This window comes from Rhodobacteraceae bacterium Araon29 (assembly GCA_039640505.1).
Classification (GTDB): Bacteria; Pseudomonadota; Alphaproteobacteria; order Rhodobacterales; family Rhodobacteraceae; genus CABZJG01.
The window spans coordinates 1,960,701-1,981,154 of sequence record CP046865.1; the positions used below are offsets into that span (position 1 = coordinate 1,960,701).

Here is a 20,454-nt window from a genome sequence, read left to right on the forward strand (position 1 = left end):
CTAAAGCGACCCTAAAGCAAGTCGTAAACGGACGAGAAGGTACTGTTTTATGGGTTAGCATCCTATCAAGCAAAGCCGGAGTAGCAAAATGAACAGCCACTATAGTAACAGGCGCAAGATTGATCCAACGAAAGGCAGCGTTTTAGGGGACAATACCCCAAATGATATGAACAGGGTTGAAATTGGGCCCACCCAACTTGCATTTGAAGAGTGGGAAAAAGCCAGCTTAATCCTTCCAGACTTGCAAAAGATGCGCAAATACCGCTGGGAACGATTAACACAGCACATTGTCGACCGAGATTATGGCGGGCTTTTAATGTTTGATCCTCTTAATATCCGCTACGCAACTGACAGCACGAATATGCAGCTTTGGAATACCCACAATCCATTTAGAGCCGTATTGCTCTGCGCTGATGGATATATGGTGATTTGGGATTATAAAAATTCTCCTTTTTTGTCGGAGTTTAACCCCTTGGTAAAAGAACAACGCTCGGGCGCAGACTTATTTTACTTTGATCGCGGTGACAAAGTAGATATCGCAGCAGATGTTTTCTCAAACGAAGTTCGTGAACTCATTGCAAGTCATGGGAATAATAACAAGCGCCTGGCCGTTGACAAAATTATGCTGCATGGACTTCGAGCTTTAGAATCGCAAGGCTTTGAAATTATGGAAGGCGAAGAGGTAACTGAAAAATCTCGTTCGATCAAAGGCGCCGATGAAATACTGGCAATGCGCTGCGCTTCTGAATCTTGTGAAAATGCAGTGCAAATTATGGAAAAAGTTGCCCGTTCTGGTGTGCCAAGTGGAAATATGAGTGAAGATGATATTTGGGCAGTCCTACATGCCGAAAACATCAAGCGCGGGGGCGAATGGATAGAAACGCGACTTTTGGCTTCCGGGCCGCGCACGAACCCTTGGTTTCAAGAATGTGGCCCGCGGATTGTACAAAACAACGAAATAGTTGCATTTGATACGGACTTAATCGGTTCCTATGGGATATGTGTAGATATTAGCCGAACATGGTGGATCGGCGATAAACCACCGCGGCCAGATATGATCTATGCGATGCAGCACGCGCACGAACATATCATGCGAAACATGGAAATGTTGCGGCCAGGCGTTCACATGCGTGACCTTACAATGAACACACATGTTTTGGATGACCAATTTCAAAAAGGTAAATATGGCTGCTTGATGCATGGCGTTGGCTTATGTGATGAATGGCCATTAATTCCCTATCCAAATAAATTTGTTGAGGGCGCATATGATTATCATCTCAAAGAAGGGATGGTTTTATGTGTTGAGGCTCTGGTCAGTCCAGAGGGTGGTGATTTTTCCATCAAGCTAGAGGATCAAGTGTTAATCACAGCTAATGGATTTGAAAATCTTTCCAAATATCCATTTGATGCTCAACTTATGGGGCTAGGATAATCAGGTAGCTGACCTTTATCAGTAAGAGGTTCATTTAGTCAGAGTTTTGCACCGCTTTTGTAGCCTGTTAGCTTGTGGCTCAATGGCTGCAGTGCTATGACCGCCCTAACTTTTCACATTACTCACACAGGCTAAAAGCAAGATGATTCCACGTTATTCTCGCCCCGATATGGTTCAGATTTGGTCACCAGAAACAAAGTTTCGTATCTGGTACGAAATCGAAGCGCATGCCTGTGACGCGATGGCAGATTTGGGCGTAATACCAAAAGAAAATGCTGAAGCAGTTTGGAAGGCAAATGAGGTTGAGTTTGATGTTGTCAGAATTGACGAAATTGAAGCTGTCACAAAGCATGATGTTATCGCATTCCTGACGCATTTGGCAGAGCATATTGGCTCAGAAGAAGCGCGTTTTGTGCATCAGGGCATGACAAGCTCAGATGTGTTAGACACCTGTTTTAACGTGCAACTTGTTCGAGCCGCTGACATATTGATAGCAGATGTAGATACACTTCTGGCAGCGCTTAAAAGACGTGCATTTGAGCACAAAGATACTGTTCGTATTGGACGCAGTCATGGCATACATGCCGAACCAACCACACTCGGGCTTACCTTTGCGCGCTTCTACGCGGAAATGGATCGAAATAGGCAGCGATTGGTGGCTGCACGCAGTGAGATCGCGACCGGTGCCATTTCGGGCGCAGTTGGAACATTTGCCAATGTTGATCCAAAAGTTGAAGATCATGTTTGTGCAAAACTGGGTCTTACACCTGAGCCCATTAGCACCCAGGTCATTCCTCGTGATCGTCATGCCGCGTTCTTTGCTGCTTTAGGCGTGGTTGCAAGTAGCCTTGAAAATATCGCGACTGAAATTCGTCATATGCAACGGACAGAAGTTCTCGAAGCAGAAGAGTTCTTTTCAAAAGGCCAAAAGGGCAGTTCGGCGATGCCCCACAAACGAAATCCCGTTTTAACCGAAAATTTAACAGGCTTGGCCAGATTAGTGCGTATGGCGGTTGTGCCGGCGCTTGAAAATGTTGCGCTTTGGCATGAACGCGATATTTCCCACAGCTCGGTTGAACGCAATATTGGACCGGATGCAACAATTACACTTGATTTTGCTCTGGCTCGGATGACCCAAGTCATCGAAAAACTTGTGGTTTATCCCGAAAATATGTTGAAAAATTTACATAAATTTAAAGGGCTGGTAATGAGCCAACGCGTCTTATTAGCTCTTACGCAATCGGGGTTAAGCCGCGAAGATTCTTATCGTCTTGTCCAGCGCAATGCAATGAAGGTTTGGGAACAGGATAAAGATTTCAAAACTGAACTATTAGGGGACATGGAAGTAACTGCTGCCTTAAGCGCCGAGGAAATCGAAGAAAAATTCGATCTTGGATATCATACAAAGCATGTAGATACTATTTTTTCTCGGGTCTTTGACTGAACCCACAAAGCTTGAAAAATAACATTAGGTTTAGGATTCTTTTCATAATTTGTTTACGCGGTGCGTATTTGTGCACTTTGGAACAACACAAATAATTGTGCTATTTATCGAAAGAGCAAATTAAAAGACAAAGCTTCAGACTTCTTTCATCCTTGCGTGATTTCTATGACCAATTAGAACTCACAAAGGGAAAACAATGCCTGAGGAGCAGTACAATCAAAAGTTAGAAAACCTTCCGCCTGTAGGCTCGGCTTACCCACCAGTTATAGAAATTAACCATCGACAAAAAGCAGCAATTGTCGTGAGTTTATTGCTTCAAAATGGCGCCGATATGCCCTTATCTCAATTGCCTGGTGACTTACAAACTGATTTGACGCACCAAATGGCGCAGCTTCGTCTAGTGGATCAAAAAACATTGAAAGCTGTTATTGATGAGTTCACGCGTGAACTCAATTCAATTGGGCTCAGTGCAAGTGGAGGGCTTGAACGCACATTAACTTTGTTAGAGGGAAAAATATCTAAATCGACCATAAACCAGCTTCGAAAAGATGCTGGTGTGCAACTTGTTGCAAATCCTTGGGCGCGTATAAAAGCTCTGAAAACATCAGACCTATTACCTTTTGTTCAAAATGAATCCGTTGAAGTATCAGCAGTGATTATGTCCAAGCTCGATGTACAAAAAGCAGCTGAGATATTATCCCAGTTACCTGGTGATCAAGCCCGTAGCATCAGCTATGCCATATCAATGACCGACAATGTGACACCTGCCAGCATGGATCGCATCGGTCAAAGTCTAATTGCTCAAATGGATAATCAGCCAGAACGCGTTTTTGAAAAATCGCCTGCCGAAAGAATTGGCATGATTTTAACCGTGACCTCACAAAAAATAAGAGAGGAAGTTTTATCTGGGCTTGGAAAAACAAATCAAGCGTTTGCAGACATGGTTCGACAATCTGTATTTACATTTGACGACATATCCGAACGCTTATCGGCAAAAGACATCCCCCAAATCATTAGAAGTATTGACCATGAGGATTTGGTTAAAGGGCTTTCACATGCAAAAACCCAAAATTCATCTGATACTGTTGACTTTATTATTTCAAGCCTGCCCAAAAGATTAGGCGAAACTCTTTTAGAAGATATTGAAAGCCTAAGCGCAATCGCGCCAAAAGATGGTGAACAGGCAATAAATAGGCTTATTGGTTCTTTGCAATCAATGCTCGCAAAAGGCGAACTTTTTTTAAACTAAATTTGCCTGAAGTCGTTGCAAGGGGATATTTTTAAAAACAGGTGTCATTTAAACTTAGTATATTCAACGTAGAATAGATGCCGCGACGACCTTACCCTGCCCGACCAACTGAACGATCACTGCAACATTCTGATCCGGCTTGGATAAAATGGTTTTATGCCAAGGCTCTTGAGCATCCCATTGACCAAGGTTTTTTACTTTCGTTACAATATTTGAGTAATTCATAACACGGCCCGAATTTTCACCTCTTTCGATTTTAACCCGTGCTTCTGGGATGAAATATATGGCAAGGATATCTGCCCTAAAGGCCTCAGCTGACTCTGCTGCATTAACTTTAACCTGAACTTGATCGCCCGCAGATTTAAACGCGATTTCAAAAAACTGTTTTCTTTGAAGGGACTTGGAAATTTCGCGCTTGAGTTTATTGGGTTTGGATCCAGCAATAGCTGTTTGTCCATTAATCATGAATTGTGGAGTGTAAACCGCTGTTTGGGATGCCAGACGGGCATATATCTTTTGCCTTTGGGAAAAACTGGGGTCTGCAAAACTGTCTTTCCAGCCAATATAATCCCAATAATCAACATGAAACGCTAACGCCACCACATTAGGATTGTTAGATAAACCCGTTAGAATTATATCTGCCGGGGGGCAGGAAGAGCATCCTTGTGACGTAAATAGCTCTACCAACACCGGGGCACGCTCATCAGCGGGTACGTGGGAAGCCCAAAATGCAATTATGAAACCAACAACAATTTTTTGAATTGTAAACAATAGAGATGCCCCAAAGTAATCTACGATACGCATGAGTTACGCTAATCTGCTGCAGATGACCAATCAATGATTTGCTACTTAGATCACAAAATTGTGCAACCAATTATACACCATTGCATACCATCAATTTCAAGCCCTTGAACATATCAGCTAGTTGCGTCAAAAGCGCACCAGCGAAACCCTTACACAAAATCCAAAGGGAGGCCAATATGCCCATCTCAGTCGGTAAAGACACTGCAAAAACCCGAAAAAATCTAACAGTCGATGGCGAAACAATCGCCTATTATTCAATCCCTGCAGCAACAGTTGCTGGACTTGGGGATTTTTCGAAATTGCCAGCCGCCTTAAAGGTGGTGTTGGAAAACATGCTTCGCTTCGAAGATGGCAAAACTGTCACGACAGATGACATTCGCGCATTTGCGGATTGGGGTGAAAAAGGTGGGAAAAATCCGCGTGAGATTGCCTACCGGCCGGCTCGAGTTCTAATGCAAGATTTCACTGGCGTTCCGGCGGTTGTTGATCTGGCGGCGATGCGAGATGGGATTGTGTCACTGGGCGGCGATGCGCAAAAAATCAACCCCCTTAATCCAGTAGATTTAGTCATCGATCACTCTGTTATGATTGATGCATTTGGAACCCCACGGGCTTTTCAGACCAATGTTGACCGCGAATATGAACGTAATATGGAGCGCTATACATTCCTTAAGTGGGGCCAAAACGCGTTTAATAACTTTCGCGTTGTGCCCCCAGGAACAGGAATATGCCATCAGGTTAATTTAGAATATCTAGCCCAAACCGTTTGGACCGACAAAGACCAATTTGGCGAAAATGTCGCCTACCCAGATACTCTGGTTGGAACCGACAGCCATACAACAATGGTTAATGGGATGGCGGTTCTGGGCTGGGGTGTTGGAGGTATTGAGGCAGAAGCTGCGATGCTTGGTCAACCGATTTCCATGCTTATCCCTGAGGTCATTGGCTTTGAATTGACCGGAGAAATGACCGAAGGCACCACGGGAACCGATCTGGTTTTAAAAGTGGTTGAAATGTTGCGCCAAAAAGGAGTTGTTGGAAAGTTTGTCGAGTTTTTTGGGGCAGGCTTGGATAATTTACCGTTAGCAGATCGCGCCACCATCGCAAATATGGCCCCCGAATATGGCGCCACATGTGGATTTTTCCCTATCGACAATGAAACCCTTCGCTACCTTCGCAACTCAGGACGTGAGGAAAGCCGCATAAGTTTAGTTGAGGCCTATGCAAAAGAAAACGGCTTTTGGCGGGATGAAGATTACGCGCCAGTCTATACGGATACATTACACCTGGACATGGGCACCATCGTACCCGCTATTTCCGGACCAAAGCGCCCACAGGACTATGTCGCGCTTGATATGGCCAAACATGCTTTTCGCAATGAAATGCAAAACACCTTTGACAGGCCAATGGACAAAGAGGTTGCTGTTGAGGGCGAAGATTACACCCTAAGCTCTGGCAAAGTAGTCATTGCTTCGATCACATCTTGCACCAATACATCGAACCCCTATGTGATGATTGGTGCAGGTTTGGTGGCGCGAAAAGCAGCGGCTTTGGGGTTGACAAGAAAACCGTGGGTCAAGACCTCGCTTGCGCCCGGATCACAGGTTGTAAGCGCCTATCTTGAAGCTGCAGATTTACAAAAAGACCTTGATAAAATTGGATTTAATCTTGTCGGCTATGGGTGCACGACGTGCATAGGTAATTCGGGACCCATTCAAGCAGAGCTTAGCAAAGCTATCGCGGATGGCGATTTGGTCGCAACATCAGTGCTGTCTGGAAACCGCAATTTTGAAGGCAGAATATCGCCTGATGTCCGCGCCAACTACCTTGCCTCACCGCCTTTGGTGGTGGCTTATGCTTTGGCAGGAACCATGGATATAAATTTAACCACCGATCCACTGGGGCAGGATTCCCAAGGCAATGATGTCTATCTCAAGGACATTTGGCCGTCGAACCAAGAAATAGCCGAACTTGTTGAACAAACCGTTACCCGCGCGTCCTTTCAATCAAAATACGCAGACGTTTTTAAGGGTGACGGAAAATGGCAAGCGGTTGAAACCACTGATAGTCAAACCTACGACTGGCCTGCGACCTCCACATATGTTCAAAACCCACCTTATTTTCAAGGTATGGATAAAGAGCCAGGAACCATCAGCAACATCAAAAATGCGCGGGTGCTTGCCCTTCTTGGCGATATGATCACCACCGACCATATTAGTCCAGCAGGCTCGTTTAAAGACACTACACCCGCGGGCCAGTATTTGGTTGAACGGCAGGTTCCGGTGCGTGAATTTAACAGCTACGGCTCGCGTCGGGGCAACCACGAAGTCATGATGCGGGGCACCTTTGCAAATATTCGCATTAAAAATGAAATGCTGGAGGGCACAGAAGGCGGCTATACCAAAGGCCCTGACGGAAACCAAACTTCTATATTTGAAGCAGCCATGGACTATCAAGAAAATGGCATCCCTCTTGTGATCTTTGGCGGCGAGCAATACGGCGCCGGTTCTAGCCGTGATTGGGCTGCCAAAGGAACAGCTCTTTTAGGCGTTAAGGCTGTGATTTCAGAAAGTTTTGAACGCATTCACCGTTCGAATTTAGTTGGAATGGGCGTTATACCGTTTGAATTCACTAATGGTGAAAACCGCAAAAGCCTTGGTTTAACAGGCGATGAATTGGTTAGCATCAACGGATTGGATAGTATCCAACCCCTGCAAGAAGTTTCCTGTGACATCACCAAGCCAGATGGTGAAGTTTTGTCCATTAAGTTGAAATGCCGGATCGATACTGCCATTGAAATCGAATATATCGAACACGGCGGCGTTCTGCATTATGTGCTCCGTAATCTGGCGAAAGCGTCCTAAGATTATCAGCAGTCATGTTATGGAAAAGCGGCCTTTTCAGGTCGCTTTTTTATTTTAAATTTACCTGTCGATGACTGTTTTACAAACCAAACCAAAATTAGTTTAGTTTTCTCTCAACGCGGCCTTTAAATTAGGTAAAAATCGATTTTCATAGTCTGCTCCAATCAATGGACCAGCAAATCGAAACACCACTTTTCCTGTGCGGTCTATTATGAACGTCTCGGGCGGTGCAGTTACGCCCCAATCGATCGCCGTCCTTCCCTTGGGATCAAAGGCAATTGAAATAAAGGGGTTTTCCGAAGACCGTAAATAGGCAGCTGCATCATCAGAATCATCTTTTAGATTGATCCCAATAATGGGCAAACCAGAGGCAGCCAATTCTAGGAGCTTGGGATGCTCTGCACGACACGGCGGGCACCAGCTAGCCCAAAAATTTACTAAGGACACTTCGCCCAAACGAAGGTCTTCTGACGTAACTGCAGGGTATCCTGCCAGTGACATCTCAGTTATTTGAGGCGCTGCCGATCCAATTAAAGTCGAGCGCAACTCGTCCGATCCCGATCCTTTCATGCCTACGAAAAACAACAGAGCCAAAATAGCAAAGATGAGCAGTGGCGCGATCGCCATTGGCGAAACTTTAGCCATCCTTTGGTGTCTCTTGGGCAGCCAAAGTAGCTTTTGCCAGTGCGCTTCGCCGTAAAACATAGATAACCAGTGCACCTAAAATAAGCGCTGTGGCGCCGTAGGCACTTAAAACCGAAAGCGCATATTTCCCCAACTCAGGCATCATTGTGCATTACCTCGAAGCGACAGCGCCCGTGCCCGCCGCAATTGAATTTCAGACCGTGTACCAAGCAAGACAAGCGCAAAAAACAGCAGAACAAAACCCGCAATCGAAAATAACAGGGGTTGATAGAAAACATCCGCAACATTTTCCTCCTTATCCAACGACAAAGACGCCCCCTGATGTAATCCTTGGCTCCAAAAGTTCACTGCGTAGCGGCTTAAAACCGCAAAAACAGAACCGACAATACATAAAATTGAGGTCAAATCCGCAGCCGTATCCGGGTTGGCTATGCCGGCCCAAAGTGCCAAATAACCCAAATAGAATAGAAAGAGAATTAAAAATGAGGTTAAACGTGGGTCCCATACCCACCAAGTTCCCCACATGGGCTGGCCCCAAATTGCACCGGTGACGAGCGCAATCAGCGTCATAGCCACACCAACCGGTGCGGCAGCCTTGGCGGCCAATGCGCTGACATGATGGCGGCGGATTAGCCAAACCAGCGAGGCAACCAACATCATGAACCACGCATTAATAGCCATTAATGCCGAGGGCACATGAAGATATATAATTTTAACTGTTGACCCCATGCGGTAATCATCAGGCGTAAAAAAGTACCCCCATACCAAACCGATAAAAAGACACACAAGGCCGATACCCCAGGCCCAAGGCAAAATCTTGCCAGAAAGCCCAAGAAATTTAACCGGGTTTGCATATTCCCACAGCGACATCATTTACCCTAAATATTTATTCATACTGTCAAAACAAGCCTTATCTGAGGTTGATACGCAACACAGCCGAAGAAGCAAAGGGCAAAACCGCCACTGTGCCAAAACTGATCCCAGCCAAAAGCAAAAGCGGTGTTTGCACAGCAGAGCCCTCGATCCCGCGCTGAGCAACCTCAGCCCCGAAAATCAATGTTGGTATGTACAGCGGCAGCACCAAAACCGATAAGAGCAGGCCACCGCGCTTCAGTCCCAAGGTCAGAGCTGCTCCAAAGGTTCCTATTAAACTAAGCGCTGGGCTGCCCAGTAAAAGCGAAATGGCGAGCCAGAAATAGCCGTTGTCTGGCAGACCAAGCAGAACTGCAAGCAAAGGCGCGACAACAACAAGTGGCAGGCTTGTAGTGATCCAATGGGCAAGTGCTTTTGTCATGATGACCGCCTCCAATGGCAAGGGCGCTGTCGCCAAAAGATCTAAGGTCCCGTCTTCGTGATCGAGAGCAAAAATACGATCAAGTGATAAGAGGCATGCCAGAAGTGCCCCAAGCCACAGAACACCAGATGCGATTTTGGACAAAACAGCCATTTCCGGCCCAACACCCAAGGGCACAAGCACAATGACAATCAGAAAAAAGACAAGCGCCAACCCAAAGCCGCCCCCTGCGCGGATTGCCAACTTCAAATCACGAACCAAAAGAGCGTTCATAAAAAAGCCTCTTCACTGGCTGATAAACCTGTTTTGGTGGCCGCAAATTTACCAAGATCTATTGTGACTTCTTGCCCCTTTAAATCCAGCGCAGAGTGCGTGGCGATAATTGTAGATCCGCCTGCCCCAAGGTGCTCGTTTAAAACTCTGGTCAATTGTTTTATCGAACCAAGATCAAGCGACACTGTTGGCTCATCAAGTAGCCAAATGCTCCGCCCGGTGACCAGCAATCGTGCGAGACCGAGCCGCCGCTTTTGTCCTGCTGAAAGTGCCCCTGCCATTACATCGCGCAAATGATAAAGCTCAAATGTTTCCAACGCAGTATCCACATTTGATCTGCCAAAAACTGCGCCCCAGAATTGCAAATTCTCGGCCACACTCAAAGCATGTTTGATGCCGTCTAAATGTGCTGAATATACCACCCCGTTTTGCGGGACATCAACGTATCCTGAATTAGCGTCTTGCAAACCAGCGAGCGTTCGCAACAGACTAGTTTTGCCAATCCCGTTTTTTCCGGTAAGTACAATTGCCCGACCCGCCTGCAAATCAAAGGTCACGCCCTCAAGCAGGACACGTCCCCCGCGACTTACGGATACATCACTTACTGACAGCAGCATAAAACAGGCTTAGCTCATTCTGTTAAAAGAAAAAAGGCGCAACTGTGTCTAGCTTAATCAACAGGTAAAAGCGCTGCGGCAATTCGACGACCTTCCGAGAGAAGAACATTGTAAGTGCGGCAAGCAGATGGGCTGTTCATGACCTCCACACCGATACCAGCGCCTTCAAGCTTGTTTGTTAATTCTGCAGGCAGCTGTGAAATTTCAGTTCCAGTTCCAATAAATAATACGTCAATCTGTTCGCCTAAAGCCAAAAGTGATTGATCATCAGAAAATCCGCGCCATTCTTTAACACCCGCAAGAGAAAGAATAACGCCACTTTGCCAGACATCACCGCCAATTCGAAAAAAACCCGGCCCGTATCCATCTACTGGTAGAGCGCTGCCAAAATTTACTTCTCGAAGCTGCATCATTTGTTCCCAATACTAAGTTGACACAAAAACCTTTGGCGAAAACTTGGTTATTTTGCGTTATATACAAAACGCTTTGAGCATGTCTAAAGGCCGCGCGCGTTGCGCGGCATCCGTTATTGAGGAACCTGTGTTCCCGCTTCGGCGTTTGGCTTTGACCAATCGCGTTTTACCCCCAAACGCAAGAGCGTTGATGAGGCCACAAACACAGAGCTATAAGTACCAACAATAACTCCCCAAATCATCGCAAAAACAAATCCTCGAATAACATCTCCACCAAGGATAAACAGCGCAATTAGTGCCAAAAGCGTGGTGACCGAGGTCATCACCGTCCGGCTAAGAGTTTCATTGATGGATAGGTTAAGCACTTCTTGCAGAGGCTTTTTCTTATATTTGCGCAGGTTTTCACGTACCCGATCAAATACAACAACCGTGTCGTTCAACGAATACCCAACAATCGTTAGTAAGGCCGCTATAATGGCCAAATCAAACTTGATTTGCACTACGGAAAACACACCGATGGTCAACAGCACATCATGGATAAGCGCTGCGACCGCACCGACGGCAAATTGCCACTCAAATCGTAGCCAAATATACACCAAGACAGCCGCAATTGCTAAAACCACCGCAATTATTGCCTTTTGAATGAGCTCGCCTGAAACCTTCGGACCAACGCTTTCCACTGATACAAACACGATATCTGGCGCAACATCTTGTAAGACAGACAAAGCTGCATTGGTGGTTTTGGCAGATACTGCCTCTTGCCCCTCTTGGGCTTGAATACGGATCATTGCGACATTCTGATCTGCATCAAAGGTTGGATCAAAAACCTCTGAAATGGTCACATCACCCAACTCCAAAGCGCTAAGTGCTTGACGATAGGCAGCCACATCAATGCTTTGTGCGCTTTCTGTCCGGATCGTAGTTCCGCCACGAAAATCAATGCCAAAGTTCAAACCCTGCAAAAGAAACGAAACCAAAGAGCCGATCAGCAAAAGCGCGGAAATACCCAACCATAGTTTTGATTGGCTAAAGAAATCCCAATTTGTATTCTTGGGGACTAATCTTAGGCGCATCTCTACACCTCCAAAGTTTTGGGGCGGCGGCGTTCAAACCACATCACCACCAGCAATCGGGTGACAAAAATTGCCGTAAAGACCGAGGTTAAAATCCCGAGCCCCAGCGTAATTGAAAATCCGCGCACGGGGCCCGATCCCATTGTAAATAAAATAACCGCAGTAATGAAGGTTGTAATATTGGCGTCCAAAATAGCACTTAGTGCCTTTTGATAGCCCAACTCAATCGCTCGCGACGGTCCTTTGGCTGTTTTTACTTCTTCGCGAATACGCTCAAAAATCAACACATTAGCATCCACGGCCATACCGATGGTCAACACGATCCCCGCAATCCCCGGTAAGGTTAATGTGGCGCCAATTAAGCTAAGCAACCCAAAGATCAGACCAATGTTAACAATCAGAGCAACGTTCGCGAAAAGACCAAACAGCCCATAGCTGAGCCCCATGAAAACAAGCACTCCGACAAAGGCCACTATACAGGCGATCTTACCGGCCTGAATGCTGTCAGCGCCCAGCTCAGGTCCGATCGTTCTTTCCTCAAGAAAATCAAGCCCCGCAGGTAAAGCCCCCGCACGCAGCAAAATCGCTAGATTTGAGCTTTCCTCAACTGAAAAGCTACCTGTTATTATACCTGAACCACCCGGAATATGACTTTGGATTACGGGCGCGCTAATGACTTCGCCATCCAGCACGATGGCAAAAGGTTCACCAATGTTTTCAGCGGTATAGTCGCCAAAGCGCCGCGCACCAGATGGGTTAAAGCGAAAGTTAACTGCCGGACGTCCGTTTTGGTCAAAACTTGGCTGTGCATCGACTAAATCTTCACCCGTCACCACCGGCGCTATGTCAAGAATGTAATAGCGCCCTTCTTCATCCAAAGACGGCAAAAGTTCATTGCCAAGCCCCGGTTCCGCATCGGGATCACTGGCAGGTCCAATCACAGGTTGGAATGTCAGCTGGGCAGTGGTTCCTATCAACTCTTTAAGCTCGGCTGCTGATCCAATTCCGGGCACTTGTATAAGAACCCGCAAAGCGCCCTGACGCTGAATGGTCGGCTCTCTTGTTCCGACCTCATCTATTCTTCTACGAATAATTTCAAGCGCTTGCTTTACAGTTCTATCATTTGTGGCGGCCCGCTCAGCCTCTGACAAAGTCACCACTAAAACATCATCTTCGCTGTAAACCTCAAGATCGCGCGCGCCAGCGCCGGTTAAGGTCGACACCGGCTGGCTTAGTGTCTCAGCCGCGGCAATCGCCCGTGCCATTTCCTCAGGTTGTGAAATCCTAACCCGTAATTCATCGCTAGGCCCGTCTTGTTGCAATCTGATCGTACCTATCGTTGCGCGTTCGGGGCGTAGGGTGTCGCGCAGGGTGGGCCAGAGGCTTTTCATCCGGGCGGCGTAAACATCTTCGACCTCAACCTCGGCCAGCAGATGCGCGCCGCCGCGTAAATCAAGGCCTAAATTCACCAGTCCAGAGGGTAAAAACGATGGCCAGCTGGGTGCGCCCTTAACCTCTAAGCCGCTGCTTTCAAATGATTTTTGTGCGTCATTATAGCCTTCAACACGGCTGTAAAACCCGTTCGGCATGGCCAAAAGCAAGCCAATGGCACAAAGCGACCATATTACGATCCGTTTCCATAGATCGATTTGCAGCATATCCCGCCCCTCTTTATCGTTGGCTGTGCCGGTTTACGCTTTGTTAGCGGGTTCGGTTTTGCTAAGCACCTGAGCGATGGTTGACTGCACCACGCGCACTTTAACGCCTTCTGCAAGTTCTACCTCTAACTCATTGTCTTCTTTAACTTTTACCACTTTTCCGATCAACCCACCTTGGGTGACAACCTGATCACCACGGCGCAGGGCGGTGACCATTGCCTGATGCTGCTTGACCTTTTTTTGCTGCGGCCGGATGAGCAAAAAATACATGATCGCAAAGATTAGAATAAGCGGGATAAATTGGCCAAAAGCGTCCATTGTCTGTCCTGTCTGTAAAACTTCACATTTTGCGCGAACCTATGCGCAGCGGCGGCTGTTTGCAAGGGGCGAAACGGCGCAAAATGGGGCATCTGTTTTACGTCGGTATCGCGGCAGTATCGCGGTAGTGTCAAATTCGCCGCCTTGGGGCGCAGTTTACCTTGCTTGGCGGGCGAAAATGCCGTTGACTGGCCCCATTCTGCTTAAGGTTATATTTGATGACAGATTTTCTATTTTGGGTAATTCAATGGCTATTTTATGGGGTCATTTATTGGGTAGCGAATTTTAAGGTCATTTTGCTTTTGAGCCCAGTGTTAGGGATCGCAGGCCTTTGGCTTTTCTTTCGGCTTGCTCCGAAAACTGGCCGCAAGGTTAGCGGTTTCATCAAAACCAATTATGTTGAACTGGTCTGGTCGCTTGGCGTTTTGCTGTTTGCCTATGCGTGCATCTTTTACCTGTGGGACATCATTCGCTCGGTGGCCGGTATGGTTGACCTTTTGCGGGCTGAGGCGGGGAAAGAGCCCCCCGCAACCGAAGACATTCGCAATCTAGCCTATGCGGTGGCGGTGCTTTTAGGCGTTTTGGTGGCGGCCAGCACAATTCCCTTTGGGCTAATAAAGCTTTGGATGAGTGAACGCAGCACCAATGCCGCCGAGCAAGGGCTAATCACCGACCGCATCACCAAGGCGGTTGCCGGATTGGGCGCGGATAAAATGGATAAAGTCGTGGCTGATGATGGCACATCCACCGATGTTACCAAACCCAATTTAGAGGTCCGCATAGGATCGATTTATGCGCTTGAACGCATCGCGCAGGATAGCGACCGCGATCATATTTCAGTGATGCAGATTTTATGCGCCTATATCCGCACCAACGCACCGTGGGATACCACAGCGCAAAACGCCGAGGACGCCGCGAATGAGCGCCCCCGCGATGACATTCAAACCGCGCTAAGCGTTATTGGCCGCCGCGGCGCGGATAAAATAAATCTTGAACGCGCTCAAAACTACCGGTTGGATTTGCGGCTTGCAAATCTGGAACGGGCAGATATGCGGGACGGTGATTTCGCCTATGCATGGTTCAGCGCAAGCCTGCTTGCGGGGGCTTGGGTTGACCGTGCTGATGTGATGCGGGCAGAGTTAATTCATACCAATTTGCAACACTCCGACCTTTTAAAGGCCATTTTTTTCAAAGCATATATACATGGGGCGGATTTTACCGGTAGCGACATCACCCAAGCGCAGATCAACGCAATGTTTGGCGATGGCTCGGTCACTTTTCCCGAACATCTGAAGTGGCCAAAGCATTGGCCGGAACATGCATTAGAGCTTGATGCGTTTTATGGCGAATACCATAAATGGCTGGACAACCCCGCGGGTTATACACCGCCAAAGCCGTCCAAACAGCCAGCTAAAAAGCCAGCCAAAAAGACAAATAAATCCACCTAATCAATTCCCCTACCCATAGGGCGCGAAGTGGTGCATAAGGGCGCCAGTAAAAAGACTCGGCAAAAAATAGGAGATTTCCAAATGCATGACATCCGGGCCATTCGCGATAATCCAACCGCTTTTGACGCCGCTTTGGCGCGGCGTGGGGTATCGGCTGTGTCCTCGTCGCTTTTGGAAATCGACAGCCGCCGCCGCGCCGCCATACTGGCTGCCGAAACCGCGCAGGCCGAACAAAACAAAGCCAGCAAATCCGTCGGCGCCGCCAAAGCCAGCGGTGATGAGGCCGAATTTGAACGGCTGCGGGCCTTGGTGGCCGCAAAAAAGGTCGAAGTGGCCGAAATGAATGCCAAAGCCAAAGAGATTGATGGCGAGCTGGAAGCGCAGCTGATGGGCATTGAAAATCTAGCGCTTGATGATGTACCCGAAGGCGAAGATGAGGCGGGTAATGTGGAAGTGCGCAGCTGGGGCACCCCGCGCCAGATCAACAGCGCGCGCGAGCATTTCGAAGTGCCCGGCGTGGCTGCGGGGATGGATTTTGAAACTGCTGCCAAACTCTCTGGATCACGTTTCGTGCTTTTGCGCGGCGCTGTAGCGCGGCTGCATCGGGCGCTGGCGCAATTCATGATGGATGTGCATATTGATGAGCATGGGCTCAGCGAAGTAAACACGCCGGTTCTGGTGCGCGATGCGGCCATGCGGGGCACAGGGCAATTGCCAAAATTTGCCGAAGACAGCTACCAGACCACCAATGGCTGGTGGCTGATCCCCACATCCGAGGTCACGCTGACCAACACTGTGGCGGGCGAAACGGTTGACGCATCCGCGCTGCCCATGCGGATGACCGCCCATACGCTATGTTTTCGCTCCGAGGCAGGATCAGCGGGCAAAGACACCGCCGGCATGCTGCGCCAGCATCAGTTTGAAAAGGTCGAAATGGTCACCATCTGCACGCCCGATAGCGCGCTGGATGAGCATGAGCGCATGACCAAATGCGCCGAGGCCATATTGGAAAAGCTAGAGCTGCCCTATCGGGTGATGGTGCTGTGCACCGGTGACATGGGCTTTGGCGCGCGTAAAACCCATGATCTTGAGGTCTGGTTGCCGGGGCAGAACACCTACCGCGAAATAAGTTCGGTTTCGGTCTGCGGTGATTTTCAGGCCCGGCGGATGAATGCCCGCTATAAGCCAGAAGGCGGCGGCAAGCCCGAGTTTGTGCATACGCTGAACGGGTCGGGCGTGGCCGTGGGCCGCTGTTTGATCGCGGTTCTGGAAAACGGTCAGCAGGATGATGGATCCGTGGCTCTACCAGCTGCGCTACATCCCTATCTGGGCGGAAAAACCACTTTGGCCGCCGATGGCAGCTTGGTCTAGCGCCGTTACACCGCTGCGTTAAAGATGTTTCTTTAGCCGCGACGGAGTGGATTTTTTGCGGTTCTTATAGGGGTTTTTATCGGCCTGTGAGCGCATGTGCAGGCGGATCGGCGTGCCCGGCATGTCAAAATCAAGCCGCAGCGCATTAACCAGATAGCGCGAATAGCTTTCCGGCAGTTTATCGGGATGCGAACACATCACCACAAAGCCCGGAGGACGGGTTTTGGTTTGGGTCATATAGCGCAGCTTGATCCGGCGTCCGCCCGGTGCGGGCGGCGGATGCGCTTCGACCATGCCCGCCAGCCAGCGGTTGAGCTGCGCTGTGGTGACCCGCGTATTCCAAACCTCATGCGCGCGCATCACCGCTTGGTGCAGCCGGTCAAGCCCACGGCCGGTTTTGGCCGAGACCGTTACAAGCGGCGCGCCGCGCAGTTGCGGCAAAAGCCGCTCAAAAGCTTCTTTCAAATGGGTCAGCTTTTGCTGTTTTTCATCCTCGACATCCCATTTGTTCACCGCAACCACCACGGCGCGGCCTTCGCGTTCGGCCAGATCGGCAATGCGCAGGTCTTGTTGCTCAAACGGGATCGCCGCATCCAGCAGAACCACCACCACTTCTGCAAATTTCACCGCCCGCAGCCCGTCGCTAACCGACAGCTTTTCAACTTTATCCTGAACCTTTGCCTTTTTGCGCATCCCAGCAGTGTCAAACACCCGCATCGGCGTGCCCTGCCAGTCGATCTGTAGCGAAATCGCATCGCGGGTAATCCCCGCCTCTGGACCGGTTAGAAGCCGATCCTCACCAAGGATTTTATTAATCAGCGTTGATTTGCCCGCATTGGGCCGCCCGACCACTGCCACCTGCAGCGGCTTTTGCTTGGTCGGCAGGCGGTAGCTATCAGTGGCGTCTTCATCCACGTCGATATCGGTTTCAGCAGCCTCTTCTTTAGCGCGTTCTTCAAACCCGTCGGCCAAGGGCATCAGCATCGACAGTAAATCCGCCATCCCCTCGCCGTGCTCGGCAGACAGGCGAAGCGGCTCGCCCAAGCCCAGCGACCAGGCTTCGATCACACCGGCATCCGCAGCCGAGCCTTCGCCTTTGTTCGCCCCTAAGATCACATGCGCTGCCCGCTTGCGTAAAATCTCAGCAAAGATTTCATCTGTGGGGGTCACTCCAGCGCGGGCATCTATCATAAACAGACAGATATCAGCCATATCAACCGCGCGTTCGGTTAGACGCCGCATCCGGCCTTGCAGGCTTTCGTCGGTGGCCTCTTCCAACCCAGCCGTGTCAATCACCGTAAAGCGCAGATCCCCCAGCCGCGCAGCGCCTTCGCGCAGATCGCGGGTCACACCCGGCTGATCATCCACCAAAGCCAGACGTTTTCCAACCAACCTGTTGAACAGCGTTGATTTGCCGACATTGGGCCGGCCAACAATGGCCAAAGAAAAGCTCATTCATGCGCTCCGCTCATTAAAGAATTGCCGCTTACACCAGTTTTACCCTAGCGGAAAGCGTGTAATTTGCCGTTTTTGGAGACAACATAAAGAACACCATCAGCGACAATAGGACTGGTGGTCGCCCCACCAGGAATTTTCACCGCGTCAAGTTCCGTTCCAGAGGCAGGATCAAATTGGCGCAAAAGCCCATCACCCGAGGCGACAATCAACCGCCCACCAGCCAAAATCGGCCCATGATGGGCAATCACCTCGGTGCTGCGCCATGAAAGCGATGTTTTATCTGTTGGTAAATCGGTCGCCCAGATGGTTTTTCCGTTGCGCGCATCCACGCGCACCAACTGGCCGATGTCATTGATCAAAAACACCGACCCACCGGCGACCCAAAGCGGGGTGAGCGCCCCGTGCGGCGCTGTCCAAAGCCGTGTCCCGCTGTCAAGGTTCATTGCCACAAGTCGGCCAGATGCGTTGGCCGCATAAACCCGCTTGCCAGAAATCACAGGGCTCGCGCCGATACCGTTTATTGTAGAAATAGCCTGGCCGCTGCGCGCACCGGCTAAGGTGGCCGTCCACAGCACCAGTCCGCCTTTTCGAAAGGCTGCTTGCACATCCCCAGAGCCATAGCCAAACAGCACAAACTTGTCAGAAACAGCCGGCCCAGTGGATCCACGCCGCATGTTGAGATCGCTGAGACCGTCTATTTGCCACCGTACCCGGCCATTATCGGCCTCAACTGCCCAACTGGTGGCACCCCCGCTCACCACGTAAACAAGCCCATTAGAATAAGCCGGCCGGCCGGCGGCCAAAGCCATTAGCGATTGTGTCCAGATTTTTTTACCGGTTTTGGGATCGACAGCGGCCATTTCACCATATCCGGTGGTGACATAAATTTTGCCGCCCCCAGCTGCGAGCCCGCCGCCATCAGCTTCACCCACTTGTTCGCCTGCCGGCGTCAAATCAAGCGACCAAAGCCGCGCGCCAGAAGCGGAAGTTGCGGTCAGAACAGACTGACTATCAAGGGTCACGATCATCCCATCGACAAAAATGGGATCTGCGGAAATGCGCACGCGTTGCCGGTCACCCCGTCCAATTGGCGCGGACCAGACTTTTGAGAGCGATGCGGCAAGCGCCGGATGCGTAGTTCTGGTTTTTGGGGTTCCATGGCCTTGCAGCCAGTTGCTATTATTTTTTTCGCTCGGAGCCTTAAAGGTTCTGGATTGATTTTCTTGTGCTGCAACGAGTTGGGCGCCACCATCGGTTAAAATGGCCGTCACCGGCTCACGTTTGCCAGACAAGGCAATATCGGGGTCTGTACAGCCAGCGGCCACAAACGCCATCAGTACGAAGGTGGGTATTATTGCGCGTGTCACCTTCAGTGCTCCCCTTCCACTACAGCCGTCACTCAATCAGTTACCGTTTGTCATGTCCTGCCCCAAAGCAATCAGCAATTGGCGTGTGCGCTGTTGCAAATTCTGGGTTAAATCTGCATCTTCTAAAAGTGCATTGAGCCGGTTAATTGCCGCGCCTTGATCGCCCGCTTGCAGCTCAAGCAAAGCCAATTGTTCCTCGGCCAAAACGCGTAGCGGTTTGCCTGGCTCAGCCAGCACTTGGAAACCTTCGGTGCGCTGAGCCGCATCAAGCACCTCATCTGCATGTAAAAGCTGTTTGAAATGCGCCAAGTCACGATAGTCCTGGTTGAGGCTTTGATTGTCCACAATGGGTTGCAAAAGCTGGAAAATATCCGCGCTCTTTCCTTCTTCTGCCAATACCCCCGCCTGTAAAATTGCAACGATTGCAACCGCTTCGGCTGAGTTTGATTGAACTTGCCCAAGCGCCGTGGAGCGCGCAGCTATATCGGGATTATCAAGCGCCGCCAAAAGCGCATCACCCAAAGCCTGAGCTGCGGCCTGCTGGGACGCACGGCTATATTCACGGTATGCCGCACCACCCACAACGAGTAAAACAACAAGAACTGCGATCCAGCCATAACGGCGCATCAGCCCGAACAATCGGTCCCGCCGAACTTCCTCTGTTACTTCGTCGATAAAGCTGTCTGTTTCGCTCACGATATTGCCTCATTGGTTGGTTTGGAAAAC

The 20,454-nt window shown here is 49.4% G+C and carries 19 protein-coding genes; 6 read left to right on the forward strand and 13 right to left on the reverse strand.

Translation table 11 applies throughout. The features are described 5' to 3' along the window. The first annotated feature begins 88 nt into the window (after positions 1 to 88). From GN278_09455 to GN278_09465, 3 genes are all read left to right on the forward strand, one after another. Positions 89 to 1,432 (forward strand): M24 family metallopeptidase, encoded by a 1,344-nt coding sequence (locus tag GN278_09455; protein ID XAT60938.1) that lies wholly within the window; start codon positions 89 to 91, stop codon positions 1,430 to 1,432. A 142-nt stretch (positions 1,433 to 1,574) separates the two neighbouring features. Beyond that, a complete protein-coding gene (locus GN278_09460) occupies positions 1,575 to 2,876 on the forward strand; it encodes an adenylosuccinate lyase (GenBank protein ID XAT60939.1) in 1,302 nt (433 codons plus the stop codon). A gap of 196 nt (positions 2,877 to 3,072) precedes the next feature. Beyond that, the gene (locus GN278_09465; GenBank protein ID XAT60940.1) at positions 3,073 to 4,125 is read left to right on the forward strand and encodes a flagellar motor switch protein FliG; all 1,053 of its coding nucleotides are present in this window, start codon (positions 3,073 to 3,075) and stop codon (positions 4,123 to 4,125) included. 63 nt (positions 4,126 to 4,188) lie between these two features. Here GN278_09465 and GN278_09470 read toward each other — a convergent pair whose 3' ends face one another. Further along, the gene (locus tag GN278_09470) at positions 4,189 to 4,929 is read right to left on the reverse strand and encodes a DUF1223 domain-containing protein (GenBank protein XAT60941.1); all 741 of its coding nucleotides are present in this window, start codon (positions 4,927 to 4,929) and stop codon (positions 4,189 to 4,191) included. A gap of 176 nt (positions 4,930 to 5,105) precedes the next feature. Here GN278_09470 and acnA point away from each other — a divergent pair, with 176 nt between their 5' ends. Then, on the forward strand, positions 5,106 to 7,793 hold the full coding sequence (acnA, locus tag GN278_09475; protein ID XAT60942.1) for an aconitate hydratase AcnA: 2,688 nt from the start codon (positions 5,106 to 5,108) through the stop codon (positions 7,791 to 7,793). A 102-nt stretch (positions 7,794 to 7,895) separates the two neighbouring features. Here the strand turns inward: acnA and GN278_09480 are convergent, their stop codons facing one another. The 9 genes from GN278_09480 to yajC form a co-directional block, all read right to left on the reverse strand. Continuing rightward, positions 7,896 to 8,438 (reverse strand): DsbE family thiol:disulfide interchange protein, encoded by a 543-nt coding sequence (locus GN278_09480; GenBank protein XAT60943.1) that lies wholly within the window; start codon positions 8,436 to 8,438, stop codon positions 7,896 to 7,898. After that, entirely contained in the window at positions 8,431 to 8,580 is a 150-nt protein-coding gene (gene ccmD, locus GN278_09485) for a heme exporter protein CcmD (protein XAT62620.1), read from the reverse strand. The genes GN278_09480 and ccmD overlap by 8 nt, the downstream gene beginning before the upstream one ends. Further along, positions 8,580 to 9,308, reverse strand: a complete 729-nt coding sequence (locus GN278_09490; GenBank protein XAT60944.1) for a transcriptional regulator — start codon at positions 9,306 to 9,308, stop codon at positions 8,580 to 8,582. Before GN278_09490 ends, ccmD begins: the two co-directional genes overlap by 1 nt. A 40-nt stretch (positions 9,309 to 9,348) precedes the next feature. Beyond that, complete coding sequence (gene ccmB, locus GN278_09495) at positions 9,349 to 10,005, reverse strand: heme exporter protein CcmB (protein XAT60945.1); 657 nt, start codon at positions 10,003 to 10,005, stop codon at positions 9,349 to 9,351. Continuing rightward, complete coding sequence (ccmA, locus tag GN278_09500) at positions 10,002 to 10,622, reverse strand: heme ABC exporter ATP-binding protein CcmA (GenBank protein ID XAT60946.1); 621 nt, start codon at positions 10,620 to 10,622, stop codon at positions 10,002 to 10,004. Before ccmA ends, ccmB begins: the two co-directional genes overlap by 4 nt. A gap of 53 nt (positions 10,623 to 10,675) precedes the next feature. Further along, positions 10,676 to 11,032 (reverse strand): hypothetical protein, encoded by a 357-nt coding sequence (locus GN278_09505; protein ID XAT62621.1) that lies wholly within the window; start codon positions 11,030 to 11,032, stop codon positions 10,676 to 10,678. A 116-nt stretch (positions 11,033 to 11,148) separates the two neighbouring features. Beyond that, positions 11,149 to 12,108, reverse strand: a complete 960-nt coding sequence (gene secF, locus GN278_09510) for a protein translocase subunit SecF (GenBank protein XAT60947.1) — start codon at positions 12,106 to 12,108, stop codon at positions 11,149 to 11,151. A gap of 2 nt (positions 12,109 to 12,110) precedes the next feature. Continuing rightward, positions 12,111 to 13,766, reverse strand: coding sequence for a protein translocase subunit SecD (gene secD, locus GN278_09515; protein ID XAT60948.1), 1,656 nt, complete (start codon positions 13,764 to 13,766; stop codon positions 12,111 to 12,113). A 33-nt stretch (positions 13,767 to 13,799) separates the two neighbouring features. Beyond that, positions 13,800 to 14,084 carry a preprotein translocase subunit YajC gene (gene yajC, locus GN278_09520; protein XAT60949.1) on the reverse strand — a complete coding sequence of 95 codons (285 nt, stop codon included), beginning with the start codon at positions 14,082 to 14,084 and terminating at the stop codon, positions 13,800 to 13,802. Between the two features lie 218 nt (positions 14,085 to 14,302). Between yajC and GN278_09525 the strand changes: the two genes are divergently transcribed. Both GN278_09525 and serS read left to right on the forward strand, forming a co-directional pair. After that, a complete protein-coding gene (locus GN278_09525; protein XAT60950.1) occupies positions 14,303 to 15,532 on the forward strand; it encodes a hypothetical protein in 1,230 nt (409 codons plus the stop codon). An 81-nt stretch (positions 15,533 to 15,613) separates the two neighbouring features. Further along, complete coding sequence (gene serS / locus GN278_09530) at positions 15,614 to 16,903, forward strand: serine--tRNA ligase (GenBank protein XAT60951.1); 1,290 nt, start codon at positions 15,614 to 15,616, stop codon at positions 16,901 to 16,903. 18 nt (positions 16,904 to 16,921) lie between these two features. On the opposite strand, the gene GN278_09535 is transcribed toward serS, so the two are convergent. The 3 genes from GN278_09535 to GN278_09545 all read right to left on the reverse strand — a co-directional run bounded on the left by GN278_09535 (position 16,922) and on the right by GN278_09545 (position 20,424). Then, positions 16,922 to 18,358, reverse strand: a complete 1,437-nt coding sequence (locus GN278_09535; protein ID XAT60952.1) for a ribosome biogenesis GTPase Der — start codon at positions 18,356 to 18,358, stop codon at positions 16,922 to 16,924. 47 nt (positions 18,359 to 18,405) lie between these two features. Next, positions 18,406 to 19,695, reverse strand: coding sequence for a PQQ-binding-like beta-propeller repeat protein (locus GN278_09540; protein XAT62622.1), 1,290 nt, complete (start codon positions 19,693 to 19,695; stop codon positions 18,406 to 18,408). A 69-nt stretch (positions 19,696 to 19,764) separates the two neighbouring features. After that, on the reverse strand, positions 19,765 to 20,424 hold the full coding sequence (locus GN278_09545) for a hypothetical protein (protein ID XAT60953.1): 660 nt from the start codon (positions 20,422 to 20,424) through the stop codon (positions 19,765 to 19,767). Positions 20,425 to 20,454: the final 30 nt, after the last annotated feature.

Bases quoted from the DNA above. Each gene is read 5' to 3' on its own strand.
- GN278_09525 (XAT60950.1), top strand. From the start codon at position 14,303: ATGACAGATTTTCTATTTTGGGTAATTCAATGGCTATTTTATGGGGTC.
- yajC (XAT60949.1), bottom strand. From the start codon at position 14,084: ATGGACGCTTTTGGCCAATTTATCCCGCTTATTCTAATCTTTGCGATC.
- GN278_09540 (XAT62622.1), bottom strand. From the start codon at position 19,695: ATGGCGTTTGTGGCCGCTGGCTGTACAGACCCCGATATTGCCTTGTCT.
- ccmA (XAT60946.1), bottom strand. From the start codon at position 10,622: ATGCTGCTGTCAGTAAGTGATGTATCCGTAAGTCGCGGGGGACGTGTC.
- secD (XAT60948.1), bottom strand. From the start codon at position 13,766: ATGCTGCAAATCGATCTATGGAAACGGATCGTAATATGGTCGCTTTGT.
- GN278_09505 (XAT62621.1), bottom strand. From the start codon at position 11,032: ATGCAGCTTCGAGAAGTAAATTTTGGCAGCGCTCTACCAGTAGATGGA.
- ccmB (XAT60945.1), bottom strand. From the start codon at position 10,005: ATGAACGCTCTTTTGGTTCGTGATTTGAAGTTGGCAATCCGCGCAGGG.
- acnA (XAT60942.1), top strand. From the start codon at position 5,106: ATGCCCATCTCAGTCGGTAAAGACACTGCAAAAACCCGAAAAAATCTA.
- GN278_09470 (XAT60941.1), bottom strand. From the start codon at position 4,929: ATGCGTATCGTAGATTACTTTGGGGCATCTCTATTGTTTACAATTCAA.
- GN278_09465 (XAT60940.1), top strand. From the start codon at position 3,073: ATGCCTGAGGAGCAGTACAATCAAAAGTTAGAAAACCTTCCGCCTGTA.
- serS (XAT60951.1), top strand. From the start codon at position 15,614: ATGCATGACATCCGGGCCATTCGCGATAATCCAACCGCTTTTGACGCC.
- GN278_09480 (XAT60943.1), bottom strand. From the start codon at position 8,438: ATGGCTAAAGTTTCGCCAATGGCGATCGCGCCACTGCTCATCTTTGCT.
- GN278_09535 (XAT60952.1), bottom strand. From the start codon at position 18,358: ATGAGCTTTTCTTTGGCCATTGTTGGCCGGCCCAATGTCGGCAAATCA.
- GN278_09460 (XAT60939.1), top strand. From the start codon at position 1,575: ATGATTCCACGTTATTCTCGCCCCGATATGGTTCAGATTTGGTCACCA.
- GN278_09455 (XAT60938.1), top strand. From the start codon at position 89: ATGAACAGCCACTATAGTAACAGGCGCAAGATTGATCCAACGAAAGGC.
- GN278_09490 (XAT60944.1), bottom strand. From the start codon at position 9,308: ATGTCGCTGTGGGAATATGCAAACCCGGTTAAATTTCTTGGGCTTTCT.
- secF (XAT60947.1), bottom strand. From the start codon at position 12,108: ATGCGCCTAAGATTAGTCCCCAAGAATACAAATTGGGATTTCTTTAGC.
- ccmD (XAT62620.1), bottom strand. From the start codon at position 8,580: ATGCCTGAGTTGGGGAAATATGCGCTTTCGGTTTTAAGTGCCTACGGC.